A 26,232-nucleotide genomic window follows, 5' to 3' on the forward strand; every position below is an offset into this window, starting at 1 on the left:
AGCTCGAAGAGGAGTAGTTGCGGAGAGATACCCCTCACCCGTCTCGCCGCTATGCGGCGAGCCACCCTCTCCCACAAGGGGCGAGGGTTTGCACCGTCTGCGCGGCAAGCCTACTCATGTCGATGCCCATGCTTCCGGGCCTTGGTCGGCTTGCCTTCCCCCGTTGGAATCATCACCACGCGCCCATACCGCACACCGCGTTCGGCGATGATGTGATCGGCAAAGTGCTTGACCTCGTCGGCCGAGCCCTTCAGCGCCGTCATTTCCATGCAATTGTTCTCGTCGAGATGCACATGCAGCGTGGCGAGGGCGAGGTCGTGGTGGCCGTGGAATTCCTGCACCAGGCGCTTCGAGAGGTCGCGGGCGGCGTGGTCGTAGACATAGACCAGGCCGGCGACGCATTGGCCGGTCTGCGCGGTGTCCTCGGTGGACTGCTGCAGCCCGGCGCGGGCGAGGTCACGGATGATCTCGGAGCGGTTCTGATAGCCGCGTGCTTCGGCCGCGGCATCGATTTCCGCCAGAAGATCGTCCTCGATCGTGATCGTAATCCGCTGCATCAGGCCCTCTCCGCGTGCCGCTCTTTCTTACCTCGCCCCGCTTGCGGGGAGAGGTCGGAATTCAAGCGTAGCTTGAATTCCGGGTGAGGGGGACTCTCCGCATGTCCAACTGTCACCAGTTATGTGGAGACGCCCCTCACCCCAACCCTCTCCCCGCGAAGAGCGGGGCGAGGGAGCACACCTATGTCTCACAGCCACGTCGCGCGAAGCCGCAGCGCGTTGCCGACCACGCTCACCGAGGACAGCGCCATCGCCGCAGCGGCGATGATCGGCGACAGCAACACGCCGAAGGTCGGATAGAGGATGCCGGCGGCGATCGGGATGCCGGCAGCATTGTAGATGAAGGCAAAGAACAGGTTCTGCCGAATGTTGCTCATCGTCGCCTGCGATAGTTTTCGCGCGCGGACGATGCCGACAAGGTCGCCCTTGAGCAGGGTGACGCCCGCGCTCTCCATCGCCACATCCGTGCCGGTGCCCATCGCGATGCCGACCTCGGCCGCTGCCAGCGCCGGTGCGTCGTTGACGCCGTCGCCGGCCATCGCGACGCTGCGGCCGGCCTTTTGCAGCTTTGTCACCACCGCGCTCTTCTGGTCCGGCAGTACCTCGGCCTCGACCTCGGCGATGCCGAGCCGGCGCGCCACGGCCTCTGCCGTGGTGCGGTTGTCGCCGGTCAGCATGATCACCTTGATGCCCTCGGCGGCGAGCGCTTTCAGCGCTTCCGGCGTCGAGGCCTTGACCGGATCGGCGATCGCGAACAGGCCGGCAAGCCGGCCATCGACGGCCATGTTGATGACGGTGGCGCCATCGCCGCGCAGGCGCTCGGCCTCCGCGTCGAGTGCCCTGGTGTCGACCCCGATCGAGGCAAAGTATTTGGCATTGCCGAGTACGATGGTCTTGCCCTCGACCTTGCCGGTCGCGCCCTTGCCGGTTGGCGAGTCGAACGCGTCGACCTGGCCGAGCGCGAGCTGCTTCTCCTTGGCCGCGCGCACGACGGCGTCGGCGAGCGGATGCTCGCTGGCGCGCTCGACGCTGGCCGCAAGCCGAAGAATGTCGTCTTCCGCAAATCCGGATGCCGGCACGATCGACACCACCTTGGGCTTGCCTTCGGTCAACGTGCCGGTCTTGTCGACGACGAGCGTGTTGATCTTCTCCATCCGCTCCAGCGCCTCGGCGTTCTTGATCAGCACGCCTGCCTGGGCGCCGCGGCCGACGCCGACCATGATCGACATCGGGGTCGCCAGGCCCAGCGCACAGGGGCAGGCGATGATCAGGACGCTGACGGCGGCAACGAGGCCGAACGCCAGCCGCGGCTCCGGCCCGAACCAGGCCCAAGCGCCAAAGGCGATGATCGCAACGGCGATCACAGTCGGCACGAACCAGCCCGCGACCTGATCGGCCAGCCGCTGGATTGGCGCCCGCGAGCGTTGCGCGTCCGCGACCATCTGCACGATCTGCGACAGCAGCGTCTCGCGCCCGACCTTGTCGGCGCGCATGATGAAGCTGCCCGACTGGTTGAGCGTGCCGGCGATGACCTTTGCACCTGTTTCCTTGGTGACCGGCATGGACTCGCCCGTCACCAGCGACTCGTCGAGCGAGGAACGTCCCTCGAGAATAGTACCGTCGACGGGAACCTTCTCGCCGGGACGAACGCGCAGCCGGTCGCCGGCATGAAGCGTATCGATCTCGACCTCATGCTCGCCGCCACCGGCATCGACGCGGCGCGCGGTTTTTGGCGCGAGCTGCAGCAGCGCCTTGATCGCGCCCGACGTCGCGTCGCGGGCGCGCAGCTCCAACACCTGGCCGAGCAGCACCAGCACGGTGATGACGGCGGCGGCCTCGAAATAGACGGCGACCGCACCTTCATGGCCGCGGAAGTTCGCAGGAAAGATCTGCGGCGCAATGGTGCCGATCAGGCTGTAGACATAGGCAACGCCGGTGCCCATCGCGATCAGCGTGAACATGTTGAGGTTGCGCGTCAGCAACGACTGCCAGCCGCGGACGAAGAACGGCCAGCCGGCCCAAACCACCACGGGCGTGGCGAAGACGAGCTGGATCCAGTTCGACAGCACAGGATCGATCCAGTTGTGCGGGCCGGCAAGATGTCCGCCCATCTCCAGCACCACCGCCGGCAGCGCCAGCACACCGCCGATCCAGAACCGCCGCGTCATGTCGGCGAGCTCCGGATTGGGCCCGGTCTCCAGGCTTGCGATCTCAGGCTCCAGCGCCATGCCGCAGATCGGGCAGCTGCCGGGTCCGACCTGACGGATCTCCGGATGCATCGGACAGGTGTAGATCGTGCCGGCGGGCATCTCCGGCTCGGGCGCTTTCTCCTTCGCAAGATACTTTGCGGGATCAGCAGCGAATTTGGTGCGGCAGCCGGCCGAGCAGAAATGGAAGGTCTCGCCGTGATGCTCGAAGCGGTGCTTCGAGGTCGCGGGATCGACCGTCATGCCGCAGACGGGATCGAGCACCTTTGCCGTCGCATCGCCGTGGTCATGATGATGGGTGTGACCTGCATGATCGCCGTGTCCGCCGCAGCACGAGGCGGCTGCCGGTTTCTCGCTCGGCGGTGCCGCGGCCTTGCTTGAACAGCCGCATCCGGAATGAGCATCCGAGTTGTGCTGATGCCTGTGTTCGGCGTCGTTCATTCCCATGCTCCGGCCTTGTCGTTCAGGTCTTGCAACCTATACCCTAGGGGGGTATATAGACCCCATGCGCAAGGACATCAAGGCATCCGTCGGAAAACGTCTCGGCCGGATCGAGGGCCAGGTTCGCGGCCTGTCGAAAATGGTCGAGGAAGACCGCTACTGCATCGACATCGTGACGCAGATCTCGGCGGTACGCGCGGCGCTGCGCCGCGTCGAGGAGGAGGTCCTGAAGGACCACGTCGCCCATTGCGTCGAGCACGCGATATCGAGCGGTGACAAGGCGGGCCAGCGCGAGAAGATCGCGGAGCTGATGGCGGTGATCGGGCGAGTGGAGCGGTAGGGTTCCACTCCCGTCATTGCTTCGCTACGTTCGCAGGGACGACAGCGGGGCTACGCCGCCATCTCTCGTGCGCGTCCCCGCGCCCGGTACATCGCGAGCTCGTTCAGCAGCACGAAATGGTCGGAGAACGTGACCGCCATCTCCGCGGCGGCCTCAACCATCACTTGCTCAGCCGAAGCTTCAGCCGGCGCTTCTTCGTCAACCGCTTCAGGAACGAGCGGCGGCGCACCGAGCGTTTCTGGAAACACCCCGAATGAGCCTGCTACCTCCTCGAGCGGCTTTTGCTTGTCGGCCCAGTGCAGGGCCGTGTAGTCGAATCCATTGACGATGGTCGGCTTGACCACCTCGAAATAGGGCGAGATGTCGAAGTCGCGCGGCATGTACAGCGAGGAATCGCGGATGTGCAGGATCTCGCGGCGGGCGGCGCGGCTGCCGGCCTTGGTGATCTTCGGCAGGATCGGATAGCGCACGGCGTCGAAGGCCTGCGCGATCAGCGCGGAGCAGATGATCTTGGTGGGATCGCCCGATCCGATCGAGATCATGCGCCGCCGCCAGCGCTGCGGGATCGGCAGCGGGAACAGGAAGCGCATCAAATCGAGGATGTTCTTGGTGTCGTAGCCGAAGCCGATGCGGTTGATCGCATAGCGGCAGACCGTGGTGCGGTCCTCATAGGACAGCCCGACCGGACGGCAGACCCGGGTGTGATAGGGAAAATATTTCGACAGCGGCGCCGAGGTGACGCCTTCGCCGATATTGGCCTCGATCAGCACATGCGGCTCGCCATCGGGCTCCGCGGCGCCTTCGACCGGACCGACATAGAGCGCACCATGCGACCAGGTCGACTGCGTCAGATATTTGATGATGCCGGAGATGCGGTTGTTGCCCTCGACCAGCAGCACGTCGCCGGGTTCGATGACGCCACGCAAATGCTCGGGGTCGCTCGGCGTGAACGGCTCATAGCCCGGCACCTCCTTCGAGAGGTACGCGGCAATCAGCTTGCCGACTGAGTCCAGGACCGTCCCCATTTCAAACTCCCCACGGCCTTTTCCGGCCGTCTTTTCTCTTTCTCTATCATGGTCGAAACGTATTGCCATTCGGTTCATCAGTCTGTGAGATCAAGCACGATTGATTCACCATGATAGTTGCCGTGCAACATCAGATGCGGCAAGGTTCGCTGGCTGTTCCCGTTTGCCGCAAGTCTCCGGAAACCATGACATGACAATCACGCGCCGCGGTTTCCTATCGGCGTCGGCGGGCTTTGCTGCGATGCCGGTCCTGCGCGCGGCTGCCGCACCCCTGCCGCGCGAGGTTGACATCGTCGTGATCGGCGCAGGCGCTGCCGGGATCGCTGCGGCGCGGCGCGTCATGGCGGCCAATCGCAAGGTTGTGGTGGTCGAGGCGGCCTCGCAGATCGGCGGCCGCTGCATCACGGATACGACGACCTTCGACGTGCCGTTCGACCGTGGTGCGCGCTGGATGCACAATCCCGAGACCAATCCGATGATCCGGCTGGCGCGCAATGCCGGGTTCGATGTGGTGCCGGCACCATCGGGCCAGAAAATGCGCATCGGCCGCCGCAACGCGCGCGCCGGCGAGACCGAGGAATTTTTGGCGGCGCTGGTGCGCGCGAACCGCGCCATCGACGAGGCCTCGCGCGGCAAGCTCGATACATCTTGTGCCTCCGTGCTGCCGAAGGACCTCGGCGACTGGGCCGGTGCGGCCGAGTTCATGCTGGGCGCGAGCTTTGCGGGCAAGGATTTGAAGGAGCTGTCTGCGATCGACAAGGCCCGCGCGCAGGACCGCAATGCCGCGATCGGCTGCCGCCAGGGACTGGGGACGCTGATCAGCAAGCTCGGCGAGCAGGCGCCGGTGGCGCTGTCGACGCCGGCGAGCCGGATCGTCTGGAGTAATCGCGACGTCAGTGTGGAGACGCAATCCGGCAAGATCGCCGCGCGCGCTGCCATCATCACGGTCTCGACCAATGTGCTGACATCGGGCGCAATCAAGTTCGCACCCGACATCCCCAAGCGCACGTTGGACGCGGCGTCAAAGCTCACCCTCGGCAGCTACGATCACATCGTGATGCAACTGCCCGGTAATCCGCTCGGCCTGTCGCGCGATGACATCCTGATCGAGCAGAGCAATTCGACCCGCACGGCGCTGATGTGCGCCAATATCGGAGGATCCTCGCTGTGTTCGATCGACGTCGGCGGCTCGTTCGGCCGAGACCTCTCCGAGCAGGGCGAGAAGGCGATGGTCGCCTTCGCAAAGGAGTGGATCACGAAACTGTTCGGCAGCGAGGCCGCGGCCGCCGTGCAGAAGACCAGCGTCACGCGCTGGAATGCCTCGCCCCTCATCATGGGCGCAATGTCGGCGTCGTCCCCCGGCGGTCAACTCTCGCGAAAGGTTTTGGCGGAGCCGATCGGCAATGTGTTCCTCGCCGGCGAAGCCACCCACGAGACGCTGTGGGGCACAGTCGACGGCGCCTGGGAAAGCGGTGAGCGCGCCGCGGATGCGGCCTTGCGCAAGATCGGCGCGCTCAAGGACGAGCCGGCCGATGTGCCGACGCAGTCGACCAAGCGCCGCCGCGCACCGCGGCAGTAGGCAATTAGCGCAAGATCCCGTCCAGCACCGGCAATCCGGCGACCACCGCGATCGCAATCAGCACGTAGCAGATGCCACGAAACACCTTTTCGCTGGCGCGGCCGAACAGCGATGCACCGAACGCGACGCCGATCGCATAGACCGGGCCGACGATGAGCGAGAGCACGAGCGACTCGCGCGAGATCAGGCCGGTCGTCGCATAGCTGACCATCGAGAAGAAATCCGACGCACCGAAGAACAGCAGGATGTTGGCCCGCGCGACGATCGATGCAACGGGGCGGCCGAGCCAGTAGCCCACGATCGGCGGACCGCCGGTCTGCGCCAGCCCGCTACAGAAGCCGGAGAGGCCGCCGATGCCGACCGACAGCCAGGCGTGATCCTTGCCGCGATAGCGCCAGCCCGACAGCAGCAGAAGCAGGAGCGCCGCGACGAAGCAGGAGATGATCCAGCGCGTTGTGACGGGCTCGAGCACGCTGAGGAAATAGGTCCCGACGGGCACGCCGACCAGTGCGCCCAGCACGATCACGGCGGTGGCCTTGCGGTCGGCCTTCCGCCACGCGTCCGGCAGCAGCGGCGCGGCCGCGACGAAATCGATCACGAGCAGCAGGGCAGCAACCAGCCGCGGCGCGGCGATGCTGCTTGCCAGCGGCATGAAGATCAGCGCCGAGCCGAAGCCCGAGAAGCCGCGTGCAGTGCCGGAAACAAAGGCGACGGCGCAGAGCGCCATCGCAATGGTGAGGCTGACGTCCTTGGGAAGGAAGTCCGTGAGACTCATGCTTTTATTTCTTGAGCATGATGTTGTCCGAAAACCGCTTCACACTTTTCGGCATCATGCCCGCAAGGTGCCGCCGGTCTTCTTCGTGACCTCGGCGACAATCTTCGTCGCGACGGCTTCGATCTCCTGGTCGGTCAGGGTCTTCTCGCGCGGCTGGAGCGTGACCGCGACCGCGATCGATTTCTTGCCGTCGTCGATGCCCTTGCCTTCATAGACGTCGAACACGTTGACGCCGGTGATCAGCTTCTTGTCGACGCCCTGCGCGGCACGCACGATGTCGCCCGCCTTCACGGCACGATCGACGATGAAGGCGAAGTCGCGCGTTACAGGCTGGAAAGCCGAGAGCTCAATCGCCGGCTTGGCGCGCGTCGGCTTCTTCTTGGCTTCGGGGATGCGGTCGAGGATCACCTCGAACACAACAAGCGGACCGTCGGCACCGAGTGCCTCGAGCGCGCGCGGATGCATCTCGCCGAAATGGCCGAGCACGTTCTGCGGCCCGATCTGGATCGTGCCGGAGCGGCCGGGATGCAGCCAGGCAGGTCCACCGGCGACGATCTGAAGCGCCTGCATCGGCGCGCCGGCGGCCGCCAGCACCGCCAGCGCATCGGCCTTGGCGTCGAACACATCAGCCTGCGCCGAGCCCGTCCAGTGCCGTCCCAGACCTTCCGAGGAGGCAAAACCGCGACGCACGCCGCTTGCCGTCATGAACTGATCCTCCGGACGGTCGCCTTTGAAGATCTGGCCGACCTCGAACAGCGCGACATCGCTCACGCCGCGATTGGCGTTCGCTTGTGCGGCCGCGATCAGGCCGGCAAGAAGGGTCGGGCGCATGTCGGAGAGGTCAGCCGCGATCGGATTGGCCACTTCGAGCTCGCGCTGGCCGCCGCCGAACAGTTTCGCCGCGGACTTGGTGATGAAGGACCAGGTCACCGCTTCGATGATGCCGCGGCTCGCGAGCGCGCGCCTGGCGCGGCGGGTGCGGAGCTGAAGCGTCGTCAGCACAGGTTTGCGCGCGTCCTCGCCGCGCTCGAACGGCGTCATCGGCACCTTGTCGACGCCGTAGATGCGGACGACTTCCTCGACGATGTCGGCCTTGCCGTGCACGTCGGAGCGCCACGAGGGCACCGCGACTTTCACCATCGGCCCCGGCCCCGCCATCATGAAGCCGAGATGGGTCAGGATGCGCTTCATCTCGGGTTGCGGTACTTCGATGCCGGAGAGACGCTTGACCTCGGTGAGCGGAAACTCGATCACGCGATCGTCGCCGAAAGTCTTGCCGACCACGACGTTCTCTGACGGCGACCCGCCGCACATCTCCATCACCAGCCTGGTCGCGAGCTCCAGCCCGGGCACCATGAAGGCCGGATCGACGCCCCGCTCGAAACGATATCGCGCGTCGGAGTTGATGCCGAGCTTGCGGCCGGTCTGGGCGATGTTGATCTCGTTCCACAGCGCCGATTCGATCAGCACGTCCGTCGTGTTCTCGTCGCAGCCCGAGGCCTCGCCGCCCATGATGCCGGCAAGCGATTCGACGCCGTGCTCATCGGCGATCACGCAGATCGAGGGATCGAGATTGTAGGCGCGGCCGTCGAGCGCGAGCAGCGCCTCGCCGTCGCGGGCGCGGCGCACGACGAGATTGCCCGTCACCTTCTTGGCGTCGAACACGTGCAGCGGGCGTGCGCGGTCGTAGGTCAGGAAGTTGGTGATGTCGACCAGCGCGTTGATCGGACGCAAGCCAATCGCGGTCAGCCGCTTCTGCAGCCATTCCGGCGATGGGCCGTTCTTCACGCCGCGCACGAGACGCAGCGCAAAACCCGGACACAGCGCGGCGTCCTCGACCGTGACCTTCACCGGACACGGGAATTCGCCCTTGATCGGCTTGATCGTGGGATCCTTGAACTTGCCCATATCGGCGGCGGCGAGATCGCGCGCGATGCCGTGCACGCCGGTGCAGTCCTGCCGGTTGGGCGTCAGGTTGATCTCGACCACGGGATCGCCGAGCGCGGCCCATTCGGCATAGCCCGCACCGATCGGTGCGTCCGCCGGCAATTCCATGATGCCGTCATGGTCGTTGGAGATCTGGAGTTCAGCCGCCGAGCACAGCATGCCGCGGCTCTCGACGCCGCGGATGGTGCCGACGCCGAGCGTGATGTCCTTGCCGGGAATGTAGGTGCCGGGCGGCGAGAACACGCTGACCAGGCCTGCGCGCGCATTCGGCGCACCACACACGACCTGCACCGGCGCGCCACCGTCGCCGGTGTCGACCATGCAGACGCGCAGCCGGTCCGCATTCGGATGCTGCTCGGCCGAGATCACCTTCGCAATGGTGAAGGGCTTGAGCGCCTTCGCCTTGTCCTCGATGTTCTCGACCTCGAGCCCGATCATGGTGAGCTTCTCGGCGAGTTTTTCGAGCGGCTCATCAGTGTCGAGATGATCCTTCAGCCAGGAGAGGGTGAATTTCATGGCTGCTTGCCTCGGCTCTTGTCGGTGATTTCGGTGTGGTCTTGGGCGGCATCAATGTTCCCTCCCCCCTTGTGGGGGAGGGTCAGGGAGGGGGGTGAGCCGCGGGCTCCGGCCGTAGCTGCCTGGCGGATCGCTTCAACAACACCCTCAAGGTTCGTCATCACCTGCTCATTGCTAAACCGCAGAACTTGAAATCCTTCAGCGGCGAAGAAAGCGTCGCGACGCTCGTCCTTCTTCAGACGTTCCTCGAAATCGTGAGATTCTCCGTCGAGCTCAATGATGAGTTTTGATGAGAAACAGACGAAATCGGCGATGTAGTTTCCGATCGGTGTCTGGCGTCGGATGCCGACGCCATCCATGCGATTGGCTTTCAGGTAGCGCCATAGCAGCGTTTCCGCACGCGTCATCGTCTGGCGAAGCTGCTTTGCCCTGCTGCGTTGACGGTCGTTGACGACTGCGTGCGGCATCCGCGGCTACCCCCCTCCCTGACCCTCCCCCACAAGGGGGGAGGGAACGGAGAGAGTCTTCCTGGAAATGCTTCCGTTGCCGGAGGTCACGAGCTCAATCCTCCCGCAAGCGTCGGCACTTCGAGCGGCTTGAAGCCGTAATGGGACAGCCAGCGGACGTCGTTGTCGAACAGCTGGCGCAGATCGGCGATGCCGTATTTCAGCATGGCGATGCGGTCGATGCCCATGCCCCAGGCGAAGCCCTGGTACTCGTCGGGATCGATGCCGCAGGCACGCAGCACGTTCGGATGCACCATGCCGCAGCCGAGAATCTCGAGCCAGTCCTCACCTTCGCCGAAGCGGATCTCGTCCTTGCCGCGGCGGCACTGGATGTCGACTTCCAGCGACGGTTCGGTGAACGGGAAGAACGACGGGCGGAAGCGCATGTTGATGTTATCGACCTCGAAGAACGCCTTGCAGAACTCGTGCAGGATCCATTTGAGGTTGCCGAGATGCGAATGCTTGTCGATGACGAGGCCTTCGACCTGGTGGAATTGCGGCGTGTGGGTCGCATCCGAATCGATGCGGTAGGTGCGGCCCGGGCAGATCACGCGGATCGGCGGCTTCTGGCTCAGCATGGTGCGCACCTGCACCGGCGAGGTGTGGGTTCGCAGCAGCATGCGCGAGCCGTCCTCCTTGGGATGGAAGAAGAACGTGTCGTGCATCTCGCGCGCCGGATGGCCTTCCGGAAAATTCAGCTTGGTGAAGTTATAGTCGTCGGTCTCGATGTCGGGACCTTCGGCGACCGAGAATCCCATGTCGGCGAAGATCGTGGTCAACTCGTCCCAGACCTGGCTCAGCGGATGGATGCGGCCCGCCTCAGCCGGCGCGTCGCGCAGCGGCAGGGTGACGTCGACGGTTTCCGAAGCGAGCCGCGCATCGAGCGCGGCCGATTTCAGCAGGTCGCGCCGAGCGCCGAGCGCCTCGGTGACCTTGTCCTTGGCCTGGTTGATCGCCGCACCTTGCGTCTTGCGCTCGTCGGGCGACATCTTGCCGAGCGTGGCAAGCAGTGCCGAGATCGAGCCCTTCTTGCCCAGCGCCGCGACGCGCACGGCTTCAAGGGTGGCTTCGTCGCCGGCGGCGGCGATCTGGTCGAGGATGGATGTTTCGAGCGTTGCGAGGTCGGACACAGTCAAATCCTTGCTGCTAAATTCGGCTGGGTTGTCGCCGCCGGAAGGCCGTAACGTCAAGCAAAAAGCCGGTCATTTCGGGCCTGGACCAGCTGGGTTGAACCTCACGCGGGGGCCCGGCACCAAGGGGGATACGAGGAGACTTTCGCGATGCTTTCGAAATCCTGCCTGGCTGTTTTTCTTGCCGTTCCGGCCGTGATCCTGTCGGTCGCCGGCACCCCGGCGCGCGCGATGGTCTGCATGGACAAATCCATGACGCTGGACGAGGTCGTCGACACCATCAGTGCTCAGAAGAGCTGCGAAAGGGCGATGAAAATGTTCAGGGATTGCGAATTGACCGCGAGCGGCGACGTCCAGCTCGGCGCCGCCGTCGAAAAGAAATGCGAGGCGGACTTCATGTCCGGCCTCAATGCCGCGCGGAAGCACGCCTACCAACGCGAGATGCGCGTGTGCGACGGCAAGTACCGGAACAAGTCCGGCACCATGTATCTCTCGTTCACGGCATTTTGCCGGGCGGAGGCCGCCCAGCGTTACTCGCAACGCGCGCTGAAGGCTGCGGGCCGGAAGGCCCGCTAGCGCAGGCTTCAGGCTGCGAGCGCAGCTTTGGCCTTCTCGGCGATCAGCTGGAACGACGCGGGCTCGTTGATCGCGAGATCCGACAGCACCTTGCGGTCCACGGTGATCCCGGACTTGGCCATGCCGTCGATAAATCGGCTGTAGGTCAGGCCGAACGGACGAACGGCAGCATTGATGCGCTGGATCCAGAGCGCGCGGAACGTCCGCTTCTTGCGCTTGCGGTCACGGAAAGCATACACCAGAGCCTTCTCGACGGCCGGCTTGGCGGTGCGGATCGTATTCTTGCGGCGGCCGCGGAAACCCTTGGCGGCCTTGTAGACTTTCTTGTGCTTGGCGTGGGAGGTCACACCGCGTTTGACGCGAGCCATGACAAATTTCCTTCAGAGATGACTTGGTTTTCGGATCGCCGCGCGAGGTGCGGCGGAGATGGCAATGATCTTCGACGATCTTGGACGCGATCAGGCGTTCGGCAAGAAGTACTTCTTGACGTTGTCGCCGTCGGTCTTGAACAGCACCGCGGTGCCGCGAAGTTGACGGATCTGCTTCTTCGTCCGCTTGATCATGCCGTGACGCTTGCTGCGATGAGCGAACATCACTTTGCCGGTGGCAGTCACCTTGAAGCGCTTTTTAGCGCCCGATTTGGTCTTCAGCTTGGGCATTTTGCTCTCCTATGGCCATAACAGAATGCCGCCCGTGAAGGCGGCTGGCCGTCTAAAATGCTCGTTAGAGCGTTGATTGTGCTCAGGTTTTTACGAACTAGCGCAAAACCCGCACGAAACACCGCCGCGGCAGCCCTTAATCAGCCGGGCGATGAAGGCTGGGCTTATGACAGAGGACGGGCGAATTGGCAACGATGAACCGCCGGAACTTGGCTAGCGACTATCCGGAATTGCCACCCCATATGTCCAAGCCGTGTCGCCTGGAGCAGGACCAAAATGGCCCATTCTTCCCAATCGCTTTCCTCTCTAACTGATCTTGCCTGCTCGCGCCGTCTGGCGCGCTTGTTGGCGCCCTTGGCCGTGCTTGCCATGGCCGCACTGCCCTCGACTGCCGATGCCCGCGTCGGCGGCTATGACGGCGTCTGGAACGTCACCTTCGCCACCACCCGGGGCAATTGCAGCTCCGGCTACAGCGTCCCCTTCACCGTGACAGGCAATCGCGTCTCGTCCGCCGGCGGCGGCCGGGTCTCCGGCACTGTCAAGCGCGGCGGCGCCGTCGCGGTCGAGGTTTCGGTCGGCGCGTCGCATGCCCATGGCGGCGGCAGGCTCGCCGGTGTGAACGGCGCCGGCTCGTGGAGAGGCATCATTTCCGGAGACCAGTGCAGCGGCACCTGGCAGGCGACAAGGGGCTGATAGGGCCCGCGGCTCGCATGATCCCTTAAACGAAACGGCCCGCCGGAGATCCGGACGGGCCGTTGAATTCTCAGTCCTGACGAGCTGCGCTCAGCGCGGCGCCAGCACCATGACGACCTGACGGCCCTCGAACCTGGCGTCCTGCTCGACCTTGGCGAGCTCGGCGACATCGGTCTTGATCTTGTCGAGCAGCTTGGTGCCGATCTCCTGGTGCGCCATTTCGCGACCGCGATAGCGCAGTGTGATCTTGACCTTGTCACCCTCTTCGAAGAACCGCTGCATCGCGCGCATCTTCACTTCGTAATCGTGGTCGTCGATCATCGGGCGGAGCTTGATCTCCTTGATCTCGACGACCTTCTGCCGCTTGCGGGCTTCGGCAGCTTTTTTCTGCGCGGAATACTTATACTTCCCGTAGTCCATGATCTTGCAGACGGGAGGGCTGACGTTCGGCGAGATCTCGACCAGATCCATGCCGGCTTCCTGTGCCATGCGGATGGCCGCAACGGTCTCGATCGTGCCTTGGTTATCACCGGCCTGATCGATCAGCTGGATCTGCGCATTGCGAATATCATCATTGATGCGCGGCCCGTCTTTGGCGGCAGTGGGCGGCGCTTTATTGGGACGGCGAATGGGTGGTTCTCCAAGATTGTGAAAGAAGCAGCTATTTTGCAGGAAGATGCGTTTGCCGGCAAGCAATTCGCTCGAGCGGGAAGCGAAAAACCCTCAAATGCGAGGCATTTTGGCCACGCCCATGGGCACGCTGCACGACATAGACACCTTGCTTCTGTTCCGCAAGCGTCCCAAAGGACAATGCCGACGTCCGGTTGCGCCGCGGAACACCCCAAGACGGCTCAAACCGCACAGCCAGGGTAAACGTTCCATGACCAATGCAAGTCCAGGTGCAAGTCCTGATGCAAGTCCCGAGGCCGTGCTCGGCTTCATTGATGTGGGCGAGGGCCCGTCCGCACGGAAAATCGCGGTACGCAGCCGCGCTGGCGGGGGACCGGGTTTGGTCTGGCTCGGTGGGTTCAAGTCGGACATGCAGGGCGGCAAGGCCGTGGCGCTGGACGCTTGGGCCAAGGACCACGGCCGCGCCGTGGTCCGGTTCGACTATTCCGGCCACGGCGAATCCGGCGGCGATTTCGCCGATGGAACCATCGGAAGCTGGCTCGAGGATAGCGTGGCGGTGTTCGAACGGTTCTGCGACGGCCCGCAAATCCTGATCGGCTCCTCCATGGGCGGCTGGATGGCGCTGCTGCTCGCGCGCGAGATCAGGAAGCGTTCCGGCAAAGCGTCGCTGGCGGGCCTCGTGCTGATCGCGCCCGCGCCGGACTTCACCGAGGAGCTGATGTGGAAGAAATTTTCAGCTGAGGTGAAGAAAGAGATCGAGACCAAAGGCTTCTGGCTGCGTCCGTCGGACTATGGCGACGGCTCGCCCTATCCGATCACGAAGAACCTGATCGAGGAGGGCCGCAATCATCTCGTGCTCGGCACCGCCATCGATCTCGGCTGCGCCGTCCGCATCCTGCAAGGCGCGCAGGACCCCGACGTGCCCTGGCAGCACGCCTTCGCGCTGACACACCGCCTGCCGGCCGACGACGTCGTACTGACCATGATCCAGGACGGCGATCACCGCCTGTCCCGCCCGCAAGACATTGCCCGCATTCTTGCCGCGGTGGCGGAGATCGGGTGAGAATGTCTTTCTTCCTTCTCCCCTTGTGGGAGAAGGTGGCGCGAAGCGCGGGATGGGGTTTTCTCCGCGGAGATAGACCCCTCGCCCAAGTGAACGCGTGTCGACGAGCGGAGCTGCCCTCTCCCACACGGGGAGAGGGCGCAATAAGAAACACCGGGAGGCAAGAATGCCCACGAGCGCCATGCTGCGCGCCTTCTGCGACGCCGTCGAACAGCGCAACGGCCGTGCCTTCGCCGACCTGTTCACCGAGGACGGCGTCTATCACGATGTCTTCTACGGCGCCTTTTCAGGCCGCGACGAGATCGCCGCGATGATCGACGAATGGTTCTACCGCACGGCGACCGATTTCCGCTGGGACATGCACGATCCCGTCACCGACGGCACCACGCTCTATGCGCGCTACACCTTCAGCTATCGCTCGACATTGCCGGAAGCAGGCGGTGCGCGGGCGATGTTCGAGGGCGTCGCGATCATGACGCTGCGCGACGGCAGGATCGTGAACTATCACGAAGTCGCCAACACCGCGCCGGCGTTCGTCGATCTGAAGTTCGCGCCGGAGCGCATCGCCAAGATCGTCGGCAAGCAGGGCGCGGAGTTGAAGGCGCGGCCGGAAATGCAGCGGCATCTCGCCTGACGGCAGAGCCATTACGGTGACGCCGGCTTCGCCATCGGCTTGCGCTGCGCCAGCGCCGCGACCGTGGCGGTGCCGATCGGGCCCTGCTCGTCATAGAGCCAGCATTCGCCGATTGCGACGCCGTCGGTGGCCTGGTGGTTCACCACGTCGAACCCGATCCAGTTCGTCACCGGCAGACGGTGCAGATAGATCGTGACGTCGCTGTTGATGTAGCCGAGGCCCTTGTCGCCGGCATTGGCAAACGGGCTGGCGAAGTCGGCACCAACGGCGACATGGACGAACGGCGTCATCGGCACGCCCGCGACCAGCTCGCGCACCTCGCTCATCCAGAGTTTTCGCGGCCCGAGCGAGCCCATGTGGCCGACGATGGGGCGCGTCGTCCATTTCCCGTTCATGCCGAGCCTGGGATCGGTCGGCTTGGGAATGTCGGCGGGCTTTGGTACGTCCCAGTTCGGCGGCGACCAGACATTGCCGTCCGGATTCTGCGTCCGCCGCAACAGCTGGCAGGAGGCACGCGCCATGCTGACGCCGCCGGAGATGAACTCCGCCTCGACCACGCGGATACGCATCCCGTCGCGCACCAGGCGCGTCGTCACCTCGATCGGCTTGTCGATGGTCGGCAGCCGAAACATGTCGACGGTGAGCCGCGCCGGCACGAGTTCAGGGCCCGAATGGCGCTCCTCGATGGCGAAGCCGAGCAGGCCGATGATGACGCGTCCGTGCAGCGATTTCGGATCCCATGGACCATTCGCGACTTCCGTCGGGTGGAATGTGTCGCCGTCGCGGGTGAAAAAAGGCATGTTTGTCATGACGCGCGACTTTGCGGGAACGCGCGGGGAAATCAAGGGTGGCGGCGAGAGGTCAGGGGCGCGCACTGCGCACGACACAACTGCTGTCGTGGTCCGCGAAGGCGGACGATCCAGTACTCCGAGGCAGTTGTGATTGAGTCGAGAAGCCGCGGCGTACTGGATGCCCCGCCTTCGCGGGGCATGACACCAAGAATCAGGAACCTGTCTGCCACTCCTCGCGCACGCTGTCGTCGCGCTCGTCGGCAATGGCATTCGTCCTGATCGCCGCGAACTCTTCATCAGGCAGCAACTGCCCCAGCGCCCACACCGCAGCCCCGCGCACCAGCGCGCTTGCATCATCGAGCAATCGCCGCGCCTCCTGCGCCAATACCGCATCACCGGAGTTGCCGATCGCAATCAGCACGTTGCGCAAAAAGCGGTCGCGGCCGATGCGCTTCACCGGTGACTTCGTAAACAGCGCGCGAAACGCGGCGTCATCGAGTTGTGCGAGTTCGGCAAGCGTCGGCGCACGCAATTCATCACGCGCCGCGAGTTTTGCCTCACGTCCCTCCTGCGCGAACTTGTTCCAGGGGCACGCCGCGAGGCAATCGTCGCAGCCATAGATGCGGTTGCCCATGCTTTTGCGAAATTCGCGCGGGATCGGTCCCTTGTTCTCGATGGTGAGGTAGGAGATGCAGCGCCGTGCATCGAGCTTGTAAGGCGCGGTGAACGCCGACGTCGGGCAGATGTCGAGGCACGCCTGGCACGAGCCGCAATGATCGATCTCGGCGCCGTCGGGCGGCAGCTCGAGCGTGGTGTAGATCGCGCCGAGAAACAACCAGGAGCCGAATTCGCGCGAGACGAGATTGGTGTGCTTGCCCTGCCAGCCGAGACCTGCAGTCTGCGCCAGCGGCTTCTCCATCACCGCCGCGGTATCAACGAACACTTTGACTTCCGATGGCGCGGTCGCGACCAGCCAGCGGGCGAGGGCCTTCAGCCGCTTCTTGATCAGGTCGTGATAGTCGTCGCCCTGCGCATAGACCGAGATCGCCGCGCGCGTGCGCTGCTGCAGGATTTTCAGCGGATCAGAATCGGGACCGTAATTGACGCCGAGCATGATCACCGAGCGCACGTCGCTCCACAGCCCGCGCGGATCGACGCGGCGCTCCGGCTGCGCCGCGAGCCAGTCCATGTCGCCATGACCGCCGGAGGCGATGAATTCGAGAAAATGCTTGCCGGCGCTCTCGATCGTGCCTGGTTCGGTGATGCCGATGCAGTCGAAGCCGAGCGCGCGCGCCTCGCGCGCAAGCGCCGCCTTCAGTTCGGTCGGATCGGAGTTCAGAAATCCAGGTCCACGTAGGTCCGCGACGCCGGCACGCCGGCCAGCCATTCGCTCAGCAGCGGGCGGAACGACGGGCGGGATTTCACCCGCGCGTACCACGCCTTTGCCGCGTCGTCCTCGCTCCATGGCACGTCGCCCAGATAGTCGATCGCCGAGAGATGCGCCGCGGCGGCGAGGTCCGCGTAGCTGATCCGGTCGCCCGCGAGGAAGTTACGCGTCTGCGCCAGCCAGCCGATATAGGCGAGATGATAGCGCACGTTTGCCTTGGCCGCGCGCATCACGTCGGCCGAGGGCGCGCCGCCGCCATTGTCTTCGCTCATGAAGCGCTTGTAGATGCGCTCGGTGACGAGAGGATGCGAGACCTCCTCGAAGAATTTTTCGTTGAACCAGGCCATCAGCCGCCGCACCTCGACGCGCTCAGTGACCGTCTCCGGCATCAGGCGCTTGGGTCCCATCGCGGCGCCATAGACCTCGTCGACATATTCGGCGATGATGGCCGCGCCCGGGATCGGCGGCTGCTCGTCGTCCAACACGACCGGCGTCGTGCCGGCCGCATTGAGCAGCAAAAATGCCTCGCGCCGTTCCCAGCTGCGCTCTTCGACCAGCTTCAGGTCGAGCCCGTATTCGCCCGCGATCAGGCGGATGAAACGCGAATGCGGGCAGAACGGATGATGAAACAGCGTAAACATGAAGCCTTTGACTATTTGATGGTGCTTAAGAATCCATCAATGTTTGTGCGGCGCCACACTAGTCTTTCAAAACCGCGAAGCAAGGGCGTGAGGCCGCATTTTGCGATTGCGAGAGAGGGGGGAATAGGCGAGAAGAGCCCCGCTTTTCCAGCGGAAATGGACCGTAAATATGTCAGATGCAATACGGGCAGTGATCCTCGGCATCATCGAGGGTGTGACCGAGTTCCTTCCCGTCTCCTCGACCGGCCATCTGCTGCTCGCGGAGCGTTTCTTCCATCTTGGTGAAGGCGCGTTCTGGGATTCGTTTACGGTTCTGATCCAGCTCGGTGCGATCCTCGCGATCGTCGTGCTGTACTTCAAGAAATTGTGGGACGTCGCGATCGGCATGTTCACGGGCGACGCCGATGCGCGCCGCTTCGTGATCGGCGTGCTGGTGGCGTTCCTGCCCGCCGTCGTGGTCGGTCTCGTCGCCGGCAAATACATCAAGAGCATGCTGTTCAATCCGTGGGTGGTGTGCTTCTCGCTGATCGTCGGCGGCGCCATCCTGTTGTGGGTCGACAAGCTCGATCTCAAGGCGCGCGAGCATGACGCCACCAAATTTCCGCTGCTGATGTATCTCTATATCGGCATCGCGCAGTGCATCGCGATGATCCCGGGCGTGTCGCGTTCCGGCGCCAGCATCGTTGCCGCCATGTTTCTGGGCGCCGACAAGCGCGCGGCGGCGGAGTTCTCGTTCTTCCTCGCCATCCCCACCATGATCGGGGCGTTCGCCTACGATTTCTACAAGAACCGCTCCGAGATGACGATGGATCACATGGGCATCGTCGCGATCGGTTTCGTGGTGTCGTTCATCACCGCGATCATCGTGGTGAAGACGTTTTTGACCTATGTCACCCGCCACGGCTTCACGGTGTTCGCCTGGTGGCGCGTCATCGTCGGCACGCTCGGCCTGATCGCCCTGGCGCTGGGCCGTTAACCTCTCGAAAACTCACTGACGCGCCTCAACGCAATATAAGCTTTTGATCGGTAGGCAGTTTCCAACGCAAGGCGCGTCGCGCCTTGCACAGGAGCTAGGCCATGACCCTCGTCAGCGGCTGGGGGCGCTTCCCGGTCGTCGATAGCGATGTGCTGCGTCCGCGGTCGTTCGAGGCCGTTGGCGAAGCCGTGGTGACCGGCTCCGTGGCGCGGGGCAACGGCCGCGCCTATGGCGATGCGGGAATCGGCGCTGTCAGGACGATCGGGATGACCGGGTTCGACCGGGTCAGGTCGTTCGATCCGGCAACGGGCCGCATTCGTCTCGAAGCCGGCGTCTTGTTGTCGGATCTGATCGACACCTTTGGCCCGCGCGGCTTCCTGCCCTTCGTCGTGCCGGGCACACGCTTCGTCTCGGTCGGCGGTGCCATTGCAGCCGACGTCCACGGCAAGAACCATCATTGCGAAGGCGGCTTTGGCCGCTACGTCGACAGCATCTTGCTGCGCACCGGTCAGGGCGAGACCATCGAGGTCTCGCGCGAACAGAATTCCGATGCCTTCTTCGCGACCGTCGGCGGCATGGGCCTCACCGGAATAATCCTCGAAGCGACGATGCGGCTGCGGACGGTTGAAACCGGTTGGATCCGCGAGCGGGTGATCTCCGCATCCGATCTCGACGTCGCGATGCGCGCGCTCGATGCGGGCGATGCCGCAACCTATTCGGTGGCGTGGATCGATTGTGCCGCGCGGGGGCGCGATCTCGGCCGCTCGCTGATCTATCTCGGCGAGCACGCCGGCACGGACGAGCTTGCCGACGGCGCCGCTGCATTCCCCGTTGGCAAGAATCCCGGGCTCGCGGTGCCCGTCGATCTGCCGTCGATGACGCTGAATCGTTACAGCATCCGCGCCTTCAACGAGCTCTACTACCGCATGGGCGCTAGGCGCGCCGGCGGCGATCATGTGGTCTCGCTCTATCCCTATTTCTTTCCGCTCGACAGTATCGCCGACTGGAATCGCATCTATGGCCGGCGCGGCTTCCTCCAGCATCAATGCGTGATCCCGGAGCAAGGCGCGCGCGCCGTGCTCGGCGAGATCCTCGACCGCGTCACGCGGCGCGGCGATGCTTCCTTCCTCGCGGTGCTGAAGAAGCTCGGCCAGGGCGACGGCATTTTGTCGTTCCCACTGCCCGGCTATACGCTGGCGCTGGATTTCCCGGTGAAGGGCGACATTCTGAATTTCCTCGACGAGATCGATCGTCTCGTCGTGGCCGCCGGCGGCCGGCTTTATCTCGCCAAGGATGCGCGCCAGTCGCGTGCGACCTTCGAGGCCGGCTATCCGGCTTTGCAGCGCTTCAACGCGATCCGCAAATCGCTCGACCCCACGGGACACATCCGCTCAAAACTTTCACAACGCCTGTTCGATGAGGTTTAAACCGTGACGTCACGCAAGACAGTTTTGGTGCTCGGTGGCTCCTCCGATATCGGCCGCGCCGCGGCGCGTGCCTTTGCGAAAGCAGGTTACGATGTCGGGCTCGCAGGCCGCGACGTCGCCGCGCTGGAGCCTGACGCCGCCGATCTGCGCGCGCGCTACAATATCGAAGTCGGTCTCAGCAAATTCGACGTGCTCGACACCGCCTCGTTCGATGGCTTTGTCGGCGGCCTTCCGGCGCTGCCCGATGTCGTCATCTCGATCGTCGGCCTGCTGGGTGTGCAGGAGAACGCCGAGAACGATCTCGCGCATGCCACCACGATCATGCGCACGAACTACGAAGGCCCGTCGCTGATCCTCGGCCTTTTCGCGGAGAAGTTTTTGGCCCGCGGCAGCGGCACGCTTGTCGGCGTGTCCTCCGTCGCAGGCGATCGCGGCCGCGCCTCGAACTATGTCTACGGCTCGGCGAAAGCAGGCTTCTCCGCCTTCCTGTCGGGTTTGCGCGCCCGTGCGAGCCGTGGCGGCGTTCATGTCGTCACCGTAAAACCCGGCTTCGTCCGCACGAAAATGACCGAAGGCATGAAGCTGATCGGTCCGCTGACTGTGGAAGCGGCTGTGGTGGGCGATGCGATCCTCGCCGCCGTCGAGAAGAAGACCGACGTTGTTTACGTCAGCGGCAAATGGCGTCTCGTGATGCTCATCATCAAGACGCTGCCGGAAGTGGTGTTCAAGAAGCTGAAGTTTTGAGGCTGTCGCGGCAGCGGCAGTGCGCTCCCTCGCCCCGTTCTTACGGGGAGAGGGTTGGGGTGAGGGGCCTCTCTCCGCGGATGAGATCGTCGAGAGACCTGTACCCCCTCACCCGGATCGCAAGAGCGATCCGACCTCTCCCCGCAAGCGGGGAGAGGTGAAAGCCAGCTACAGCGTTTTCAGATACTCGATCAAATCGTAGCGCTCTTGCTCTTTCAGCACGCGGCCGATGGTGCCGTCCTTGCCGGGGCCTGGCGTACCATCGAACGAATGGCCGGCATTGCTGTTGCCGTACATCTCGGTGCCATCAGACGCTCGCGTCGAGAAACGCGACTGCCCGGTCTTGCAGCTCTCGCCGTCGGCGACCGCGAAGCCGACCTGCTTCGGATCGTAGTCGCGACCACCACCCATGCAGAACGATTTGGGGCGGTCGGCCGCAGGCGTCAGCATCCACCAGAGCGAGGGCACCGATCCGTTGTGCAGATAAGGCGCGGTGGCCCAGACGCCGTTGAGCGGGCGCGCGCGATACCAGGGCGGCGGCTCGTTGTTGTCGGCCGGCTGCGGACCGGGGTTCGGACAATTCTGGCGCTTGCCCCACCAGATATCCTGATCCGCCAGAGTGATCTTGGCGTCGTCCATCGCCTTGCGGCTGACGATGTCCACCATCACCATCAGGCCGACCGAGTACGGCATGTCGGTCGAGGAAATGTCAGGCAGTTTGCAGTCCCACCAGGCATTGAGTTTCTGCGTGGGATCGAGCTTGAGAAAGCCCGGTACCTGAACCCTTCGCGTCGCCAGCACATTGGCCTGAGCGGGATCGGTCCCCATGCCTTTGACGCTCTTCTGGACCTCGTTCAGGAATGTCTCCTTGCCGATGGTCTCCCAGCGCGACGAGGACCAGATACTCTGGTCCGGAAATTCGGCGTCGAACTTGGGATCGTTGACCGGACCAAGATGGCATTCGACGCAGATCTCCGCATAGAGCTTGCGGCCGCGTTTGACGCGGTCCTCATCAATCTTCCACGCAGCATCGCCGAAGATGTCCGACGGCCATTTTGGTGATGTCAGTCCGGAGAGCTGCTTTTTCGGAAGGGGCGCCGAGCCCTTCAGCAGATCCTCGATCCAGTTCAGATTCTTGATGTCCATCGACGAGCGGAACAGCGTGTCCTTGGGCGCCTTGTCGGACAGATTGAGCAGTGCGGTGACGCCCAGCGCTTCGCCGGCGTTGCGGATCAGCGGTTGCTCGATGGAGGCGTCATATTGCGCGTATTTGAGCCAGGGCACGGTCCAGATCGGCGGGTAGCTGACCGGGGCGTCCTGGGCATGCAGGTTCTTTTCGAAGCCACTGAGGCCGCTGAGCGTCATGTCCTGGGCGAAGACCTGATTGCCGATGCGGTTGAGCGCGTCGAGACGGCCGTATCCTTCCTCCGTGTTCTCCTGCTTTTCTTCCTGCTTCGTTTTCGGGTTGAGCCTCGTCTTGCCGGCGATGGTTTTCGCGTAGGTCTTCTCCCAGTCGACCAGGAACGTGCCGATCGCACTCAGCTTCTGCTTCAGCGCATCGCGGTCCGCATCGCTGGCGGAGGGGCCGAGCACGCGGTCGGCGAAGCGCTTGAAGCGACCCGGCACGATAAGCGTGTAAGCGATCGACAGGCCGGTCGTGACCTCGAGCTTTCTGAGGTCGGTCATCGCCGGGCCGCCGTCGAAGCGGATGTCGATGCCTTTGTAGTGGATCTGGCCGGTGTGGCAGGCGGCGCAGGTCAGGCCGATCCGGTCCTCGCCGAGTTGGCCGGTCGCAGGATCGCGCACGCCGGTCATGCGCGCAAAACCGACCGGCAGGCCGCCGATATTTTCAGCCTGGGCGCCCCAGTCAACCGGCGGATCCCAAAACCGTGCCGGCACCGGCTTCGTCTTGTCGTAGACGTTGGCATAGCCGAACCGGCGCAGCGTGGTGTCGTCGGTGTTGAGCGTCTGCGGGCTCGGGATGAAGCCGAAGCGCTGCAGATGGTCGCTGTCGTGCAGCATCCCGGGCTTTGCGAAGAAATGAAGCCGCGGCTGCTCGAGCGCCATGAACCAGCTATAGGGCACCGGGAAGGTCGCGGTGCCCTGGCTGGCGTGATGAAACCAGTGCCGGTCCTCCAGCGCCCAGTTTTGCTCGAGCCAGTACGCGGCCCGGGGTTCGACAAGCTTCGGCAGTGGCGGCGCCACCAGGTCGCCGAGAATGCCGGGCAGCATCGGCTGGAATTGATCGGGAAAGCGCAGCGCCAACACGCCAAAGACGAGGAGCGCGGCGACGAGCCCGCCGGCAACGCGCAAGATCAGCGAGGGCGGGGTGACCGGCTGGCTGACGACCCGCTGGGTGACCCTGTCAGGGAATTTGCGCTCGTTGAACAATGTCCTCACCTCGGCCACGCTGAGATAGCGGTCGTCACCCTGGCCCTTGCCCATGATCTTGAGCAGGATCGGCCATTCGAATTTCATCAGGAGCGGGTAGTACCAGCGCGCTTGATTGCCGGCGCGCTTGAGATTGTCCTTCATGAAGGTCTGGATTTGCGAGGCGTTGAGGCCGACCTCGCTGCCGCCATCGGGATCGGCATAGCTGCCACCGAAACTGGCGAGCCGCGCGATCTGCTCCTCGTTGACGCTCCCGTCGACGCCGAGGATGCGCGAGCCGGCACCGAGCTTGTCGAGCGGGCCGCCGCGCAAGCCATTGAGCTGCACACCCCAGAAGATGCTTTGCAGGATGTGACAGGCGCCGTTGGCGATCAGTGCAACGCCGCGGACCTGGATGCGGGCCGAGGTCTTCTTCAGCCCAACCTCGCCGCCTGCATTCGCGATGGTCTGCGACACTGTCCGGAGCGGGACGGTGCCGCCATCGAGGAAACCTTCGCCGACGAGGCCGCGCAGGAACGGGCAGGGGTTGTTGGGGGAGACCTGGATCGAGGGATCGAAGGGCGGCTTCGAAGCGGGGTCATGCATGGCCCAAATTCCTGAAAACAGCGATTCGTGAAAAACCGACGCGCCGATCAAGCGCGGAAAGTCCTAACAAAACGACAGCAGGCTATACTACTTCAGCGTGTAACGAAGTGTGGCTGAATTCACTGTCGTGTCAATAAAAGGCGGCGCGAGATTGCCAAAGGACTGTTGAAGGCTCGCCGTCAGGACTCGGCGGCGCGTTTGACATCGCTCTGGACCAGGGTCAATTTGCCGAGCGGCACGCCGGCCTTCAGCAGACCTTCGCGGTAATGGCCGAGGTCCTCGGGCCGCTTCCAGTGGAAATTGCGCAAATGGCGGTCGACATTCAGGGTCGGGTAGTTGCCCATCAGCACGCCGGCGGCCTCGAAGGCCTCATCGTTCCGCCCCAATTGCGCCAGCGCCGCGGCACGGATCGCCAGCGCCTGCAGGTGGTTCGGGTTGATGTAGAGCTGCTCGCGGGCCCATGACAGCGTCGCATCATATTGGCCCAGCAGATAATGGCTGAAGGCGTTCAGCGCCGCCCATTGGTAGCGCGGGTCGCTGTTGTCGCGCTGCGCGGCCATCGAAAACAGCTCGATCGCCTCGCGATGCTCGCCGATCACGAAATGGCAGATGCCGAGCACGCCGCGCGCGCCCATGTCGTAGGGATTGAGCGCGACCGCGCGCTTGGCGGCGTCCATCGCAGCCTCATAATGTCCCTCCATCGCGTGGGCCCAGGACAGGCTCGAGAACGCGAAGGAGGAACGCGGGTCGAGCCGGACGCTGGTTTCGGCGAGGTTCATCGCCTCGGCCCACATCTCGCGCGTGCCCTTGACCCAGCCGAACTGGATGCTCTGGATCTGGATCGTGGCGAGATAAGCGTGTGCGATCGACAGCTTTGGATCGACCGCGATCGCCTCCCTGAACAGGTCGACGGCGTTGCTGAGGTCCTCCTTGGTCTGCCTGTAGTAATGCGACAGCCCCTTGAGAAAACGGTCCCAGGCGGTCACGTCGGTCGTGAGCCGCGCCGGGGCCGAGGCCTCCGCCCGGACGATCTCGGTGGCGATGGCAGCGGACAAATTGGTGGTGATCTCGTCCTGCATCGCGAACAGGTCGCCGATGTCGCGGTCGTAGCGGCCGGTCCAGAGCTGCTCGCCGGTCTCCGGCGCGATCAGCTCGGCGGTGACGCGGATCTTGGCGCCGGCGCGCCGCACCGAACCCTGGATCAGATAAGTCGCGTCAATCTCGCGCGCGATCAGGCGCGTGCCGGTGTTCCTGCCCTTGAAGGCAAAGGTCGAGTTGCGGCTCAGCACGCGATAGAAGGATTGCAGGGACAGCGCGTGGATCAGATCCTCGGTGAGGCCGTCGGAGAAATATTCGTCCTGGGCGTCGCTGAGATTGGCGAAGGGCAGTACGCCGACGATCGCCGTGCGGTATTGCTGCGAAAGCGCGGACGCTTCCCGGAGCTCGGGCGCGAGCGCCGGTGCGCCTTCCGGCGACCAGGTCCAGATGGCGACCGGATCCTTGATGTTCTTGAAGCGATGGTTGCCGCCATCGACCAGCGGCACGGTGAGATGCTTGCTCGCTTCCCTGTAGGCCTTGGCCGAGATCGCGAAGCCGCCGGGGCTCGCCACGGATTCGAGGCGGACGGCAATGTTAACGTCGTCACCGAACACCTCGTCCTCGTCGGCGATGACGTCGCCCATGTGGATGCCGAGCCGGAACTGCATGGCGCGCTCGGCCGGCAGATGATGGTTGCGCTCCGCCATCAGCGTTTGCATCGCGATCGCGGCCTCGGTGGCCCCGACGATCGAGGGAAACTCCAGCAGGAAGCCGTCGCCGGTGTTTTTGACGATGCGGCCGCCATGATTGAGGATGATGGGGTGGATCGCGCTGCGATGGGCCTTGAAGGCGGCATGGGTGCCGGCTTCGTCGTTGCCCATCATGCGCGAATAGCCGGCGACATCGGCGCAGACGATGGCGGCCAGACGTCTTTCCATATTCCGGAGCTCCAAGGGATCGTGGACCGGCCATGG

Annotated in this window: 24 protein-coding genes; 9 read left to right on the plus strand and 15 right to left on the minus strand. The window is 64.1% G+C overall.

Features of this window, described 5'->3' with window-relative positions; genetic code table 11:
- Positions 1–110 precede the first annotated feature (110 nt).
- Both nikR and IVB29_RS04250 read right to left on the minus strand, forming a co-directional pair.
- On the minus strand, positions 111–557 hold the full coding sequence (gene nikR, locus IVB29_RS04245) for a nickel-responsive transcriptional regulator NikR (RefSeq protein WP_247502130.1): 447 nt from the start codon (positions 555–557) through the stop codon (positions 111–113).
- 188 nt (positions 558–745) lie between these two features.
- Positions 746–3,205 carry a heavy metal translocating P-type ATPase gene (locus IVB29_RS04250; protein WP_247502131.1) on the minus strand — a complete coding sequence of 820 codons (2,460 nt, stop codon included), beginning with the start codon at positions 3,203–3,205 and terminating at the stop codon, positions 746–748.
- Between the two features lie 64 nt (positions 3,206–3,269).
- On the opposite strand from IVB29_RS04250, the gene IVB29_RS04255 reads away from it, so the two are divergent.
- Positions 3,270–3,545, plus strand: a complete 276-nt coding sequence (locus IVB29_RS04255) for a metal-sensitive transcriptional regulator (RefSeq protein ID WP_247502132.1) — start codon at positions 3,270–3,272, stop codon at positions 3,543–3,545.
- Between the two features lie 50 nt (positions 3,546–3,595).
- Here IVB29_RS04255 and IVB29_RS04260 read toward each other — a convergent pair whose 3' ends face one another.
- Positions 3,596–4,570 carry a YiiX/YebB-like N1pC/P60 family cysteine hydrolase gene (locus IVB29_RS04260; protein ID WP_247502133.1) on the minus strand — a complete coding sequence of 325 codons (975 nt, stop codon included), beginning with the start codon at positions 4,568–4,570 and terminating at the stop codon, positions 3,596–3,598.
- 190 nt (positions 4,571–4,760) lie between these two features.
- On the opposite strand from IVB29_RS04260, the gene IVB29_RS04265 reads away from it, so the two are divergent.
- A complete protein-coding gene (locus IVB29_RS04265) occupies positions 4,761–6,149 on the plus strand; it encodes an NAD(P)/FAD-dependent oxidoreductase (RefSeq protein ID WP_247502134.1) in 1,389 nt (462 codons plus the stop codon).
- A gap of 4 nt (positions 6,150–6,153) precedes the next feature.
- Here IVB29_RS04265 and IVB29_RS04270 read toward each other — a convergent pair whose 3' ends face one another.
- The 4 genes from IVB29_RS04270 to pheS form a co-directional block, all read right to left on the minus strand.
- Positions 6,154–6,924, minus strand: a complete 771-nt coding sequence (locus IVB29_RS04270; RefSeq protein WP_247502135.1) for a sulfite exporter TauE/SafE family protein — start codon at positions 6,922–6,924, stop codon at positions 6,154–6,156.
- A gap of 54 nt (positions 6,925–6,978) precedes the next feature.
- Complete coding sequence (gene pheT, locus IVB29_RS04275) at positions 6,979–9,387, minus strand: phenylalanine--tRNA ligase subunit beta (RefSeq protein ID WP_247502136.1); 2,409 nt, start codon at positions 9,385–9,387, stop codon at positions 6,979–6,981.
- Positions 9,384–9,854 carry an endonuclease domain-containing protein gene (locus tag IVB29_RS04280; protein ID WP_247502137.1) on the minus strand — a complete coding sequence of 157 codons (471 nt, stop codon included), beginning with the start codon at positions 9,852–9,854 and terminating at the stop codon, positions 9,384–9,386. The genes pheT and IVB29_RS04280 overlap by 4 nt, the downstream gene beginning before the upstream one ends.
- An 86-nt stretch (positions 9,855–9,940) precedes the next feature.
- On the minus strand, positions 9,941–11,023 hold the full coding sequence (gene pheS / locus IVB29_RS04285; protein WP_247502138.1) for a phenylalanine--tRNA ligase subunit alpha: 1,083 nt from the start codon (positions 11,021–11,023) through the stop codon (positions 9,941–9,943).
- Positions 11,024–11,173: 150 nt separating this feature from the next.
- On the opposite strand from pheS, the gene IVB29_RS04290 reads away from it, so the two are divergent.
- Positions 11,174–11,599, plus strand: a complete 426-nt coding sequence (locus IVB29_RS04290; RefSeq protein ID WP_247502139.1) for a hypothetical protein — start codon at positions 11,174–11,176, stop codon at positions 11,597–11,599.
- Between the two features lie 8 nt (positions 11,600–11,607).
- Here the strand turns inward: IVB29_RS04290 and rplT are convergent, their stop codons facing one another.
- Both rplT and rpmI read right to left on the minus strand, forming a co-directional pair.
- Positions 11,608–11,967, minus strand: coding sequence for a 50S ribosomal protein L20 (gene rplT / locus IVB29_RS04295; RefSeq protein WP_092027554.1), 360 nt, complete (start codon positions 11,965–11,967; stop codon positions 11,608–11,610).
- Positions 11,968–12,057: 90 nt separating this feature from the next.
- Positions 12,058–12,258 (minus strand): 50S ribosomal protein L35, encoded by a 201-nt coding sequence (rpmI, locus tag IVB29_RS04300; RefSeq protein WP_007598540.1) that lies wholly within the window; start codon positions 12,256–12,258, stop codon positions 12,058–12,060.
- Between the two features lie 276 nt (positions 12,259–12,534).
- Here rpmI and IVB29_RS04305 point away from each other — a divergent pair, with 276 nt between their 5' ends.
- Positions 12,535–12,951: a hypothetical protein gene (locus tag IVB29_RS04305; RefSeq protein ID WP_247502140.1), complete on the plus strand. Its 417-nt coding sequence runs from the start codon at positions 12,535–12,537 to the stop codon at positions 12,949–12,951.
- A gap of 90 nt (positions 12,952–13,041) precedes the next feature.
- Here IVB29_RS04305 and infC read toward each other — a convergent pair whose 3' ends face one another.
- On the minus strand, positions 13,042–13,581 hold the full coding sequence (infC, locus tag IVB29_RS04310; RefSeq protein ID WP_247502351.1) for a translation initiation factor IF-3: 540 nt from the start codon (positions 13,579–13,581) through the stop codon (positions 13,042–13,044).
- 250 nt (positions 13,582–13,831) lie between these two features.
- On the opposite strand from infC, the gene IVB29_RS04315 reads away from it, so the two are divergent.
- On the plus strand, positions 13,832–14,644 hold the full coding sequence (locus tag IVB29_RS04315) for an alpha/beta hydrolase (protein WP_247502141.1): 813 nt from the start codon (positions 13,832–13,834) through the stop codon (positions 14,642–14,644).
- A 166-nt stretch (positions 14,645–14,810) separates the two neighbouring features.
- Positions 14,811–15,278: a nuclear transport factor 2 family protein gene (locus IVB29_RS04320; RefSeq protein ID WP_247502142.1), complete on the plus strand. Its 468-nt coding sequence runs from the start codon at positions 14,811–14,813 to the stop codon at positions 15,276–15,278.
- An 11-nt stretch (positions 15,279–15,289) separates the two neighbouring features.
- Here IVB29_RS04320 and IVB29_RS04325 read toward each other — a convergent pair whose 3' ends face one another.
- The 3 genes from IVB29_RS04325 to IVB29_RS04335 form a co-directional block, all read right to left on the minus strand.
- On the minus strand, positions 15,290–16,087 hold the full coding sequence (locus IVB29_RS04325) for an acyl-CoA thioesterase domain-containing protein (protein WP_247502143.1): 798 nt from the start codon (positions 16,085–16,087) through the stop codon (positions 15,290–15,292).
- Positions 16,088–16,280: 193 nt separating this feature from the next.
- Positions 16,281–17,456 carry a tRNA epoxyqueuosine(34) reductase QueG gene (queG, locus tag IVB29_RS04330; RefSeq protein ID WP_247502144.1) on the minus strand — a complete coding sequence of 392 codons (1,176 nt, stop codon included), beginning with the start codon at positions 17,454–17,456 and terminating at the stop codon, positions 16,281–16,283.
- Positions 17,405–18,097 (minus strand): glutathione S-transferase family protein, encoded by a 693-nt coding sequence (locus IVB29_RS04335; RefSeq protein WP_247502145.1) that lies wholly within the window; start codon positions 18,095–18,097, stop codon positions 17,405–17,407. The genes queG and IVB29_RS04335 overlap by 52 nt, the downstream gene beginning before the upstream one ends.
- Before the next feature lie 169 nt (positions 18,098–18,266).
- Here IVB29_RS04335 and IVB29_RS04340 point away from each other — a divergent pair, with 169 nt between their 5' ends.
- The 3 genes from IVB29_RS04340 (at position 18,267) to IVB29_RS04350 (ending at position 21,244) form a co-directional block, all read left to right on the plus strand.
- On the plus strand, positions 18,267–19,073 hold the full coding sequence (locus IVB29_RS04340) for an undecaprenyl-diphosphate phosphatase (RefSeq protein WP_247502146.1): 807 nt from the start codon (positions 18,267–18,269) through the stop codon (positions 19,071–19,073).
- Between the two features lie 101 nt (positions 19,074–19,174).
- Positions 19,175–20,500, plus strand: a complete 1,326-nt coding sequence (locus tag IVB29_RS04345; RefSeq protein ID WP_247502147.1) for an FAD-binding oxidoreductase — start codon at positions 19,175–19,177, stop codon at positions 20,498–20,500.
- Between the two features lie 3 nt (positions 20,501–20,503).
- A complete protein-coding gene (locus IVB29_RS04350; protein WP_247502148.1) occupies positions 20,504–21,244 on the plus strand; it encodes an SDR family oxidoreductase in 741 nt (246 codons plus the stop codon).
- Positions 21,245–21,412: 168 nt separating this feature from the next.
- Here the strand turns inward: IVB29_RS04350 and IVB29_RS04355 are convergent, their stop codons facing one another.
- Positions 21,413–24,220, minus strand: coding sequence for a di-heme-cytochrome C peroxidase (locus tag IVB29_RS04355; protein ID WP_247502149.1), 2,808 nt, complete (start codon positions 24,218–24,220; stop codon positions 21,413–21,415).
- A gap of 179 nt (positions 24,221–24,399) precedes the next feature.
- Complete coding sequence (locus tag IVB29_RS04360; RefSeq protein WP_247502150.1) at positions 24,400–26,196, minus strand: tetratricopeptide repeat protein; 1,797 nt, start codon at positions 26,194–26,196, stop codon at positions 24,400–24,402.
- Positions 26,197–26,232: the final 36 nt, after the last annotated feature.

This window comes from Bradyrhizobium sp. 1 (genome assembly GCF_023073315.1).
Taxonomy (GTDB): Bacteria; Pseudomonadota; Alphaproteobacteria; order Rhizobiales; family Xanthobacteraceae; genus Bradyrhizobium.

What these genes read in the sequence shown, in the direction of transcription:
- IVB29_RS04325 (WP_247502143.1), bottom strand. Translation starts at nt 16,087, where the DNA reads ATGACAAACATGCCTTTTTTCACCCGCGACGGCGACACATTCCACCCG.
- rpmI (WP_007598540.1), bottom strand. Translation starts at nt 12,258, where the DNA reads ATGCCCAAGCTGAAGACCAAATCGGGCGCTAAAAAGCGCTTCAAGGTG.
- IVB29_RS04335 (WP_247502145.1), bottom strand. Translation starts at nt 18,097, where the DNA reads ATGTTTACGCTGTTTCATCATCCGTTCTGCCCGCATTCGCGTTTCATC.
- IVB29_RS04360 (WP_247502150.1), bottom strand. Translation starts at nt 26,196, where the DNA reads ATGGAAAGACGTCTGGCCGCCATCGTCTGCGCCGATGTCGCCGGCTAT.
- IVB29_RS04250 (WP_247502131.1), bottom strand. Translation starts at nt 3,205, where the DNA reads ATGAACGACGCCGAACACAGGCATCAGCACAACTCGGATGCTCATTCC.
- IVB29_RS04305 (WP_247502140.1), top strand. Translation starts at nt 12,535, where the DNA reads ATGGCCCATTCTTCCCAATCGCTTTCCTCTCTAACTGATCTTGCCTGC.
- IVB29_RS04315 (WP_247502141.1), top strand. Translation starts at nt 13,832, where the DNA reads ATGACCAATGCAAGTCCAGGTGCAAGTCCTGATGCAAGTCCCGAGGCC.
- IVB29_RS04270 (WP_247502135.1), bottom strand. Translation starts at nt 6,924, where the DNA reads ATGAGTCTCACGGACTTCCTTCCCAAGGACGTCAGCCTCACCATTGCG.
- IVB29_RS04265 (WP_247502134.1), top strand. Translation starts at nt 4,761, where the DNA reads ATGACAATCACGCGCCGCGGTTTCCTATCGGCGTCGGCGGGCTTTGCT.
- IVB29_RS04255 (WP_247502132.1), top strand. Translation starts at nt 3,270, where the DNA reads ATGCGCAAGGACATCAAGGCATCCGTCGGAAAACGTCTCGGCCGGATC.
- nikR (WP_247502130.1), bottom strand. Translation starts at nt 557, where the DNA reads ATGCAGCGGATTACGATCACGATCGAGGACGATCTTCTGGCGGAAATC.
- IVB29_RS04355 (WP_247502149.1), bottom strand. Translation starts at nt 24,220, where the DNA reads ATGCATGACCCCGCTTCGAAGCCGCCCTTCGATCCCTCGATCCAGGTC.
- rplT (WP_092027554.1), bottom strand. Translation starts at nt 11,967, where the DNA reads ATGGCTCGCGTCAAACGCGGTGTGACCTCCCACGCCAAGCACAAGAAA.
- IVB29_RS04280 (WP_247502137.1), bottom strand. Translation starts at nt 9,854, where the DNA reads ATGCCGCACGCAGTCGTCAACGACCGTCAACGCAGCAGGGCAAAGCAG.
- IVB29_RS04340 (WP_247502146.1), top strand. Translation starts at nt 18,267, where the DNA reads ATGTCAGATGCAATACGGGCAGTGATCCTCGGCATCATCGAGGGTGTG.
- IVB29_RS04260 (WP_247502133.1), bottom strand. Translation starts at nt 4,570, where the DNA reads ATGGGGACGGTCCTGGACTCAGTCGGCAAGCTGATTGCCGCGTACCTC.
- queG (WP_247502144.1), bottom strand. Translation starts at nt 17,456, where the DNA reads ATGGCTGGCCGGCGTGCCGGCGTCGCGGACCTACGTGGACCTGGATTT.
- IVB29_RS04290 (WP_247502139.1), top strand. Translation starts at nt 11,174, where the DNA reads ATGCTTTCGAAATCCTGCCTGGCTGTTTTTCTTGCCGTTCCGGCCGTG.
- pheT (WP_247502136.1), bottom strand. Translation starts at nt 9,387, where the DNA reads ATGAAATTCACCCTCTCCTGGCTGAAGGATCATCTCGACACTGATGAG.
- IVB29_RS04320 (WP_247502142.1), top strand. Translation starts at nt 14,811, where the DNA reads ATGCCCACGAGCGCCATGCTGCGCGCCTTCTGCGACGCCGTCGAACAG.
- IVB29_RS04345 (WP_247502147.1), top strand. Translation starts at nt 19,175, where the DNA reads ATGACCCTCGTCAGCGGCTGGGGGCGCTTCCCGGTCGTCGATAGCGAT.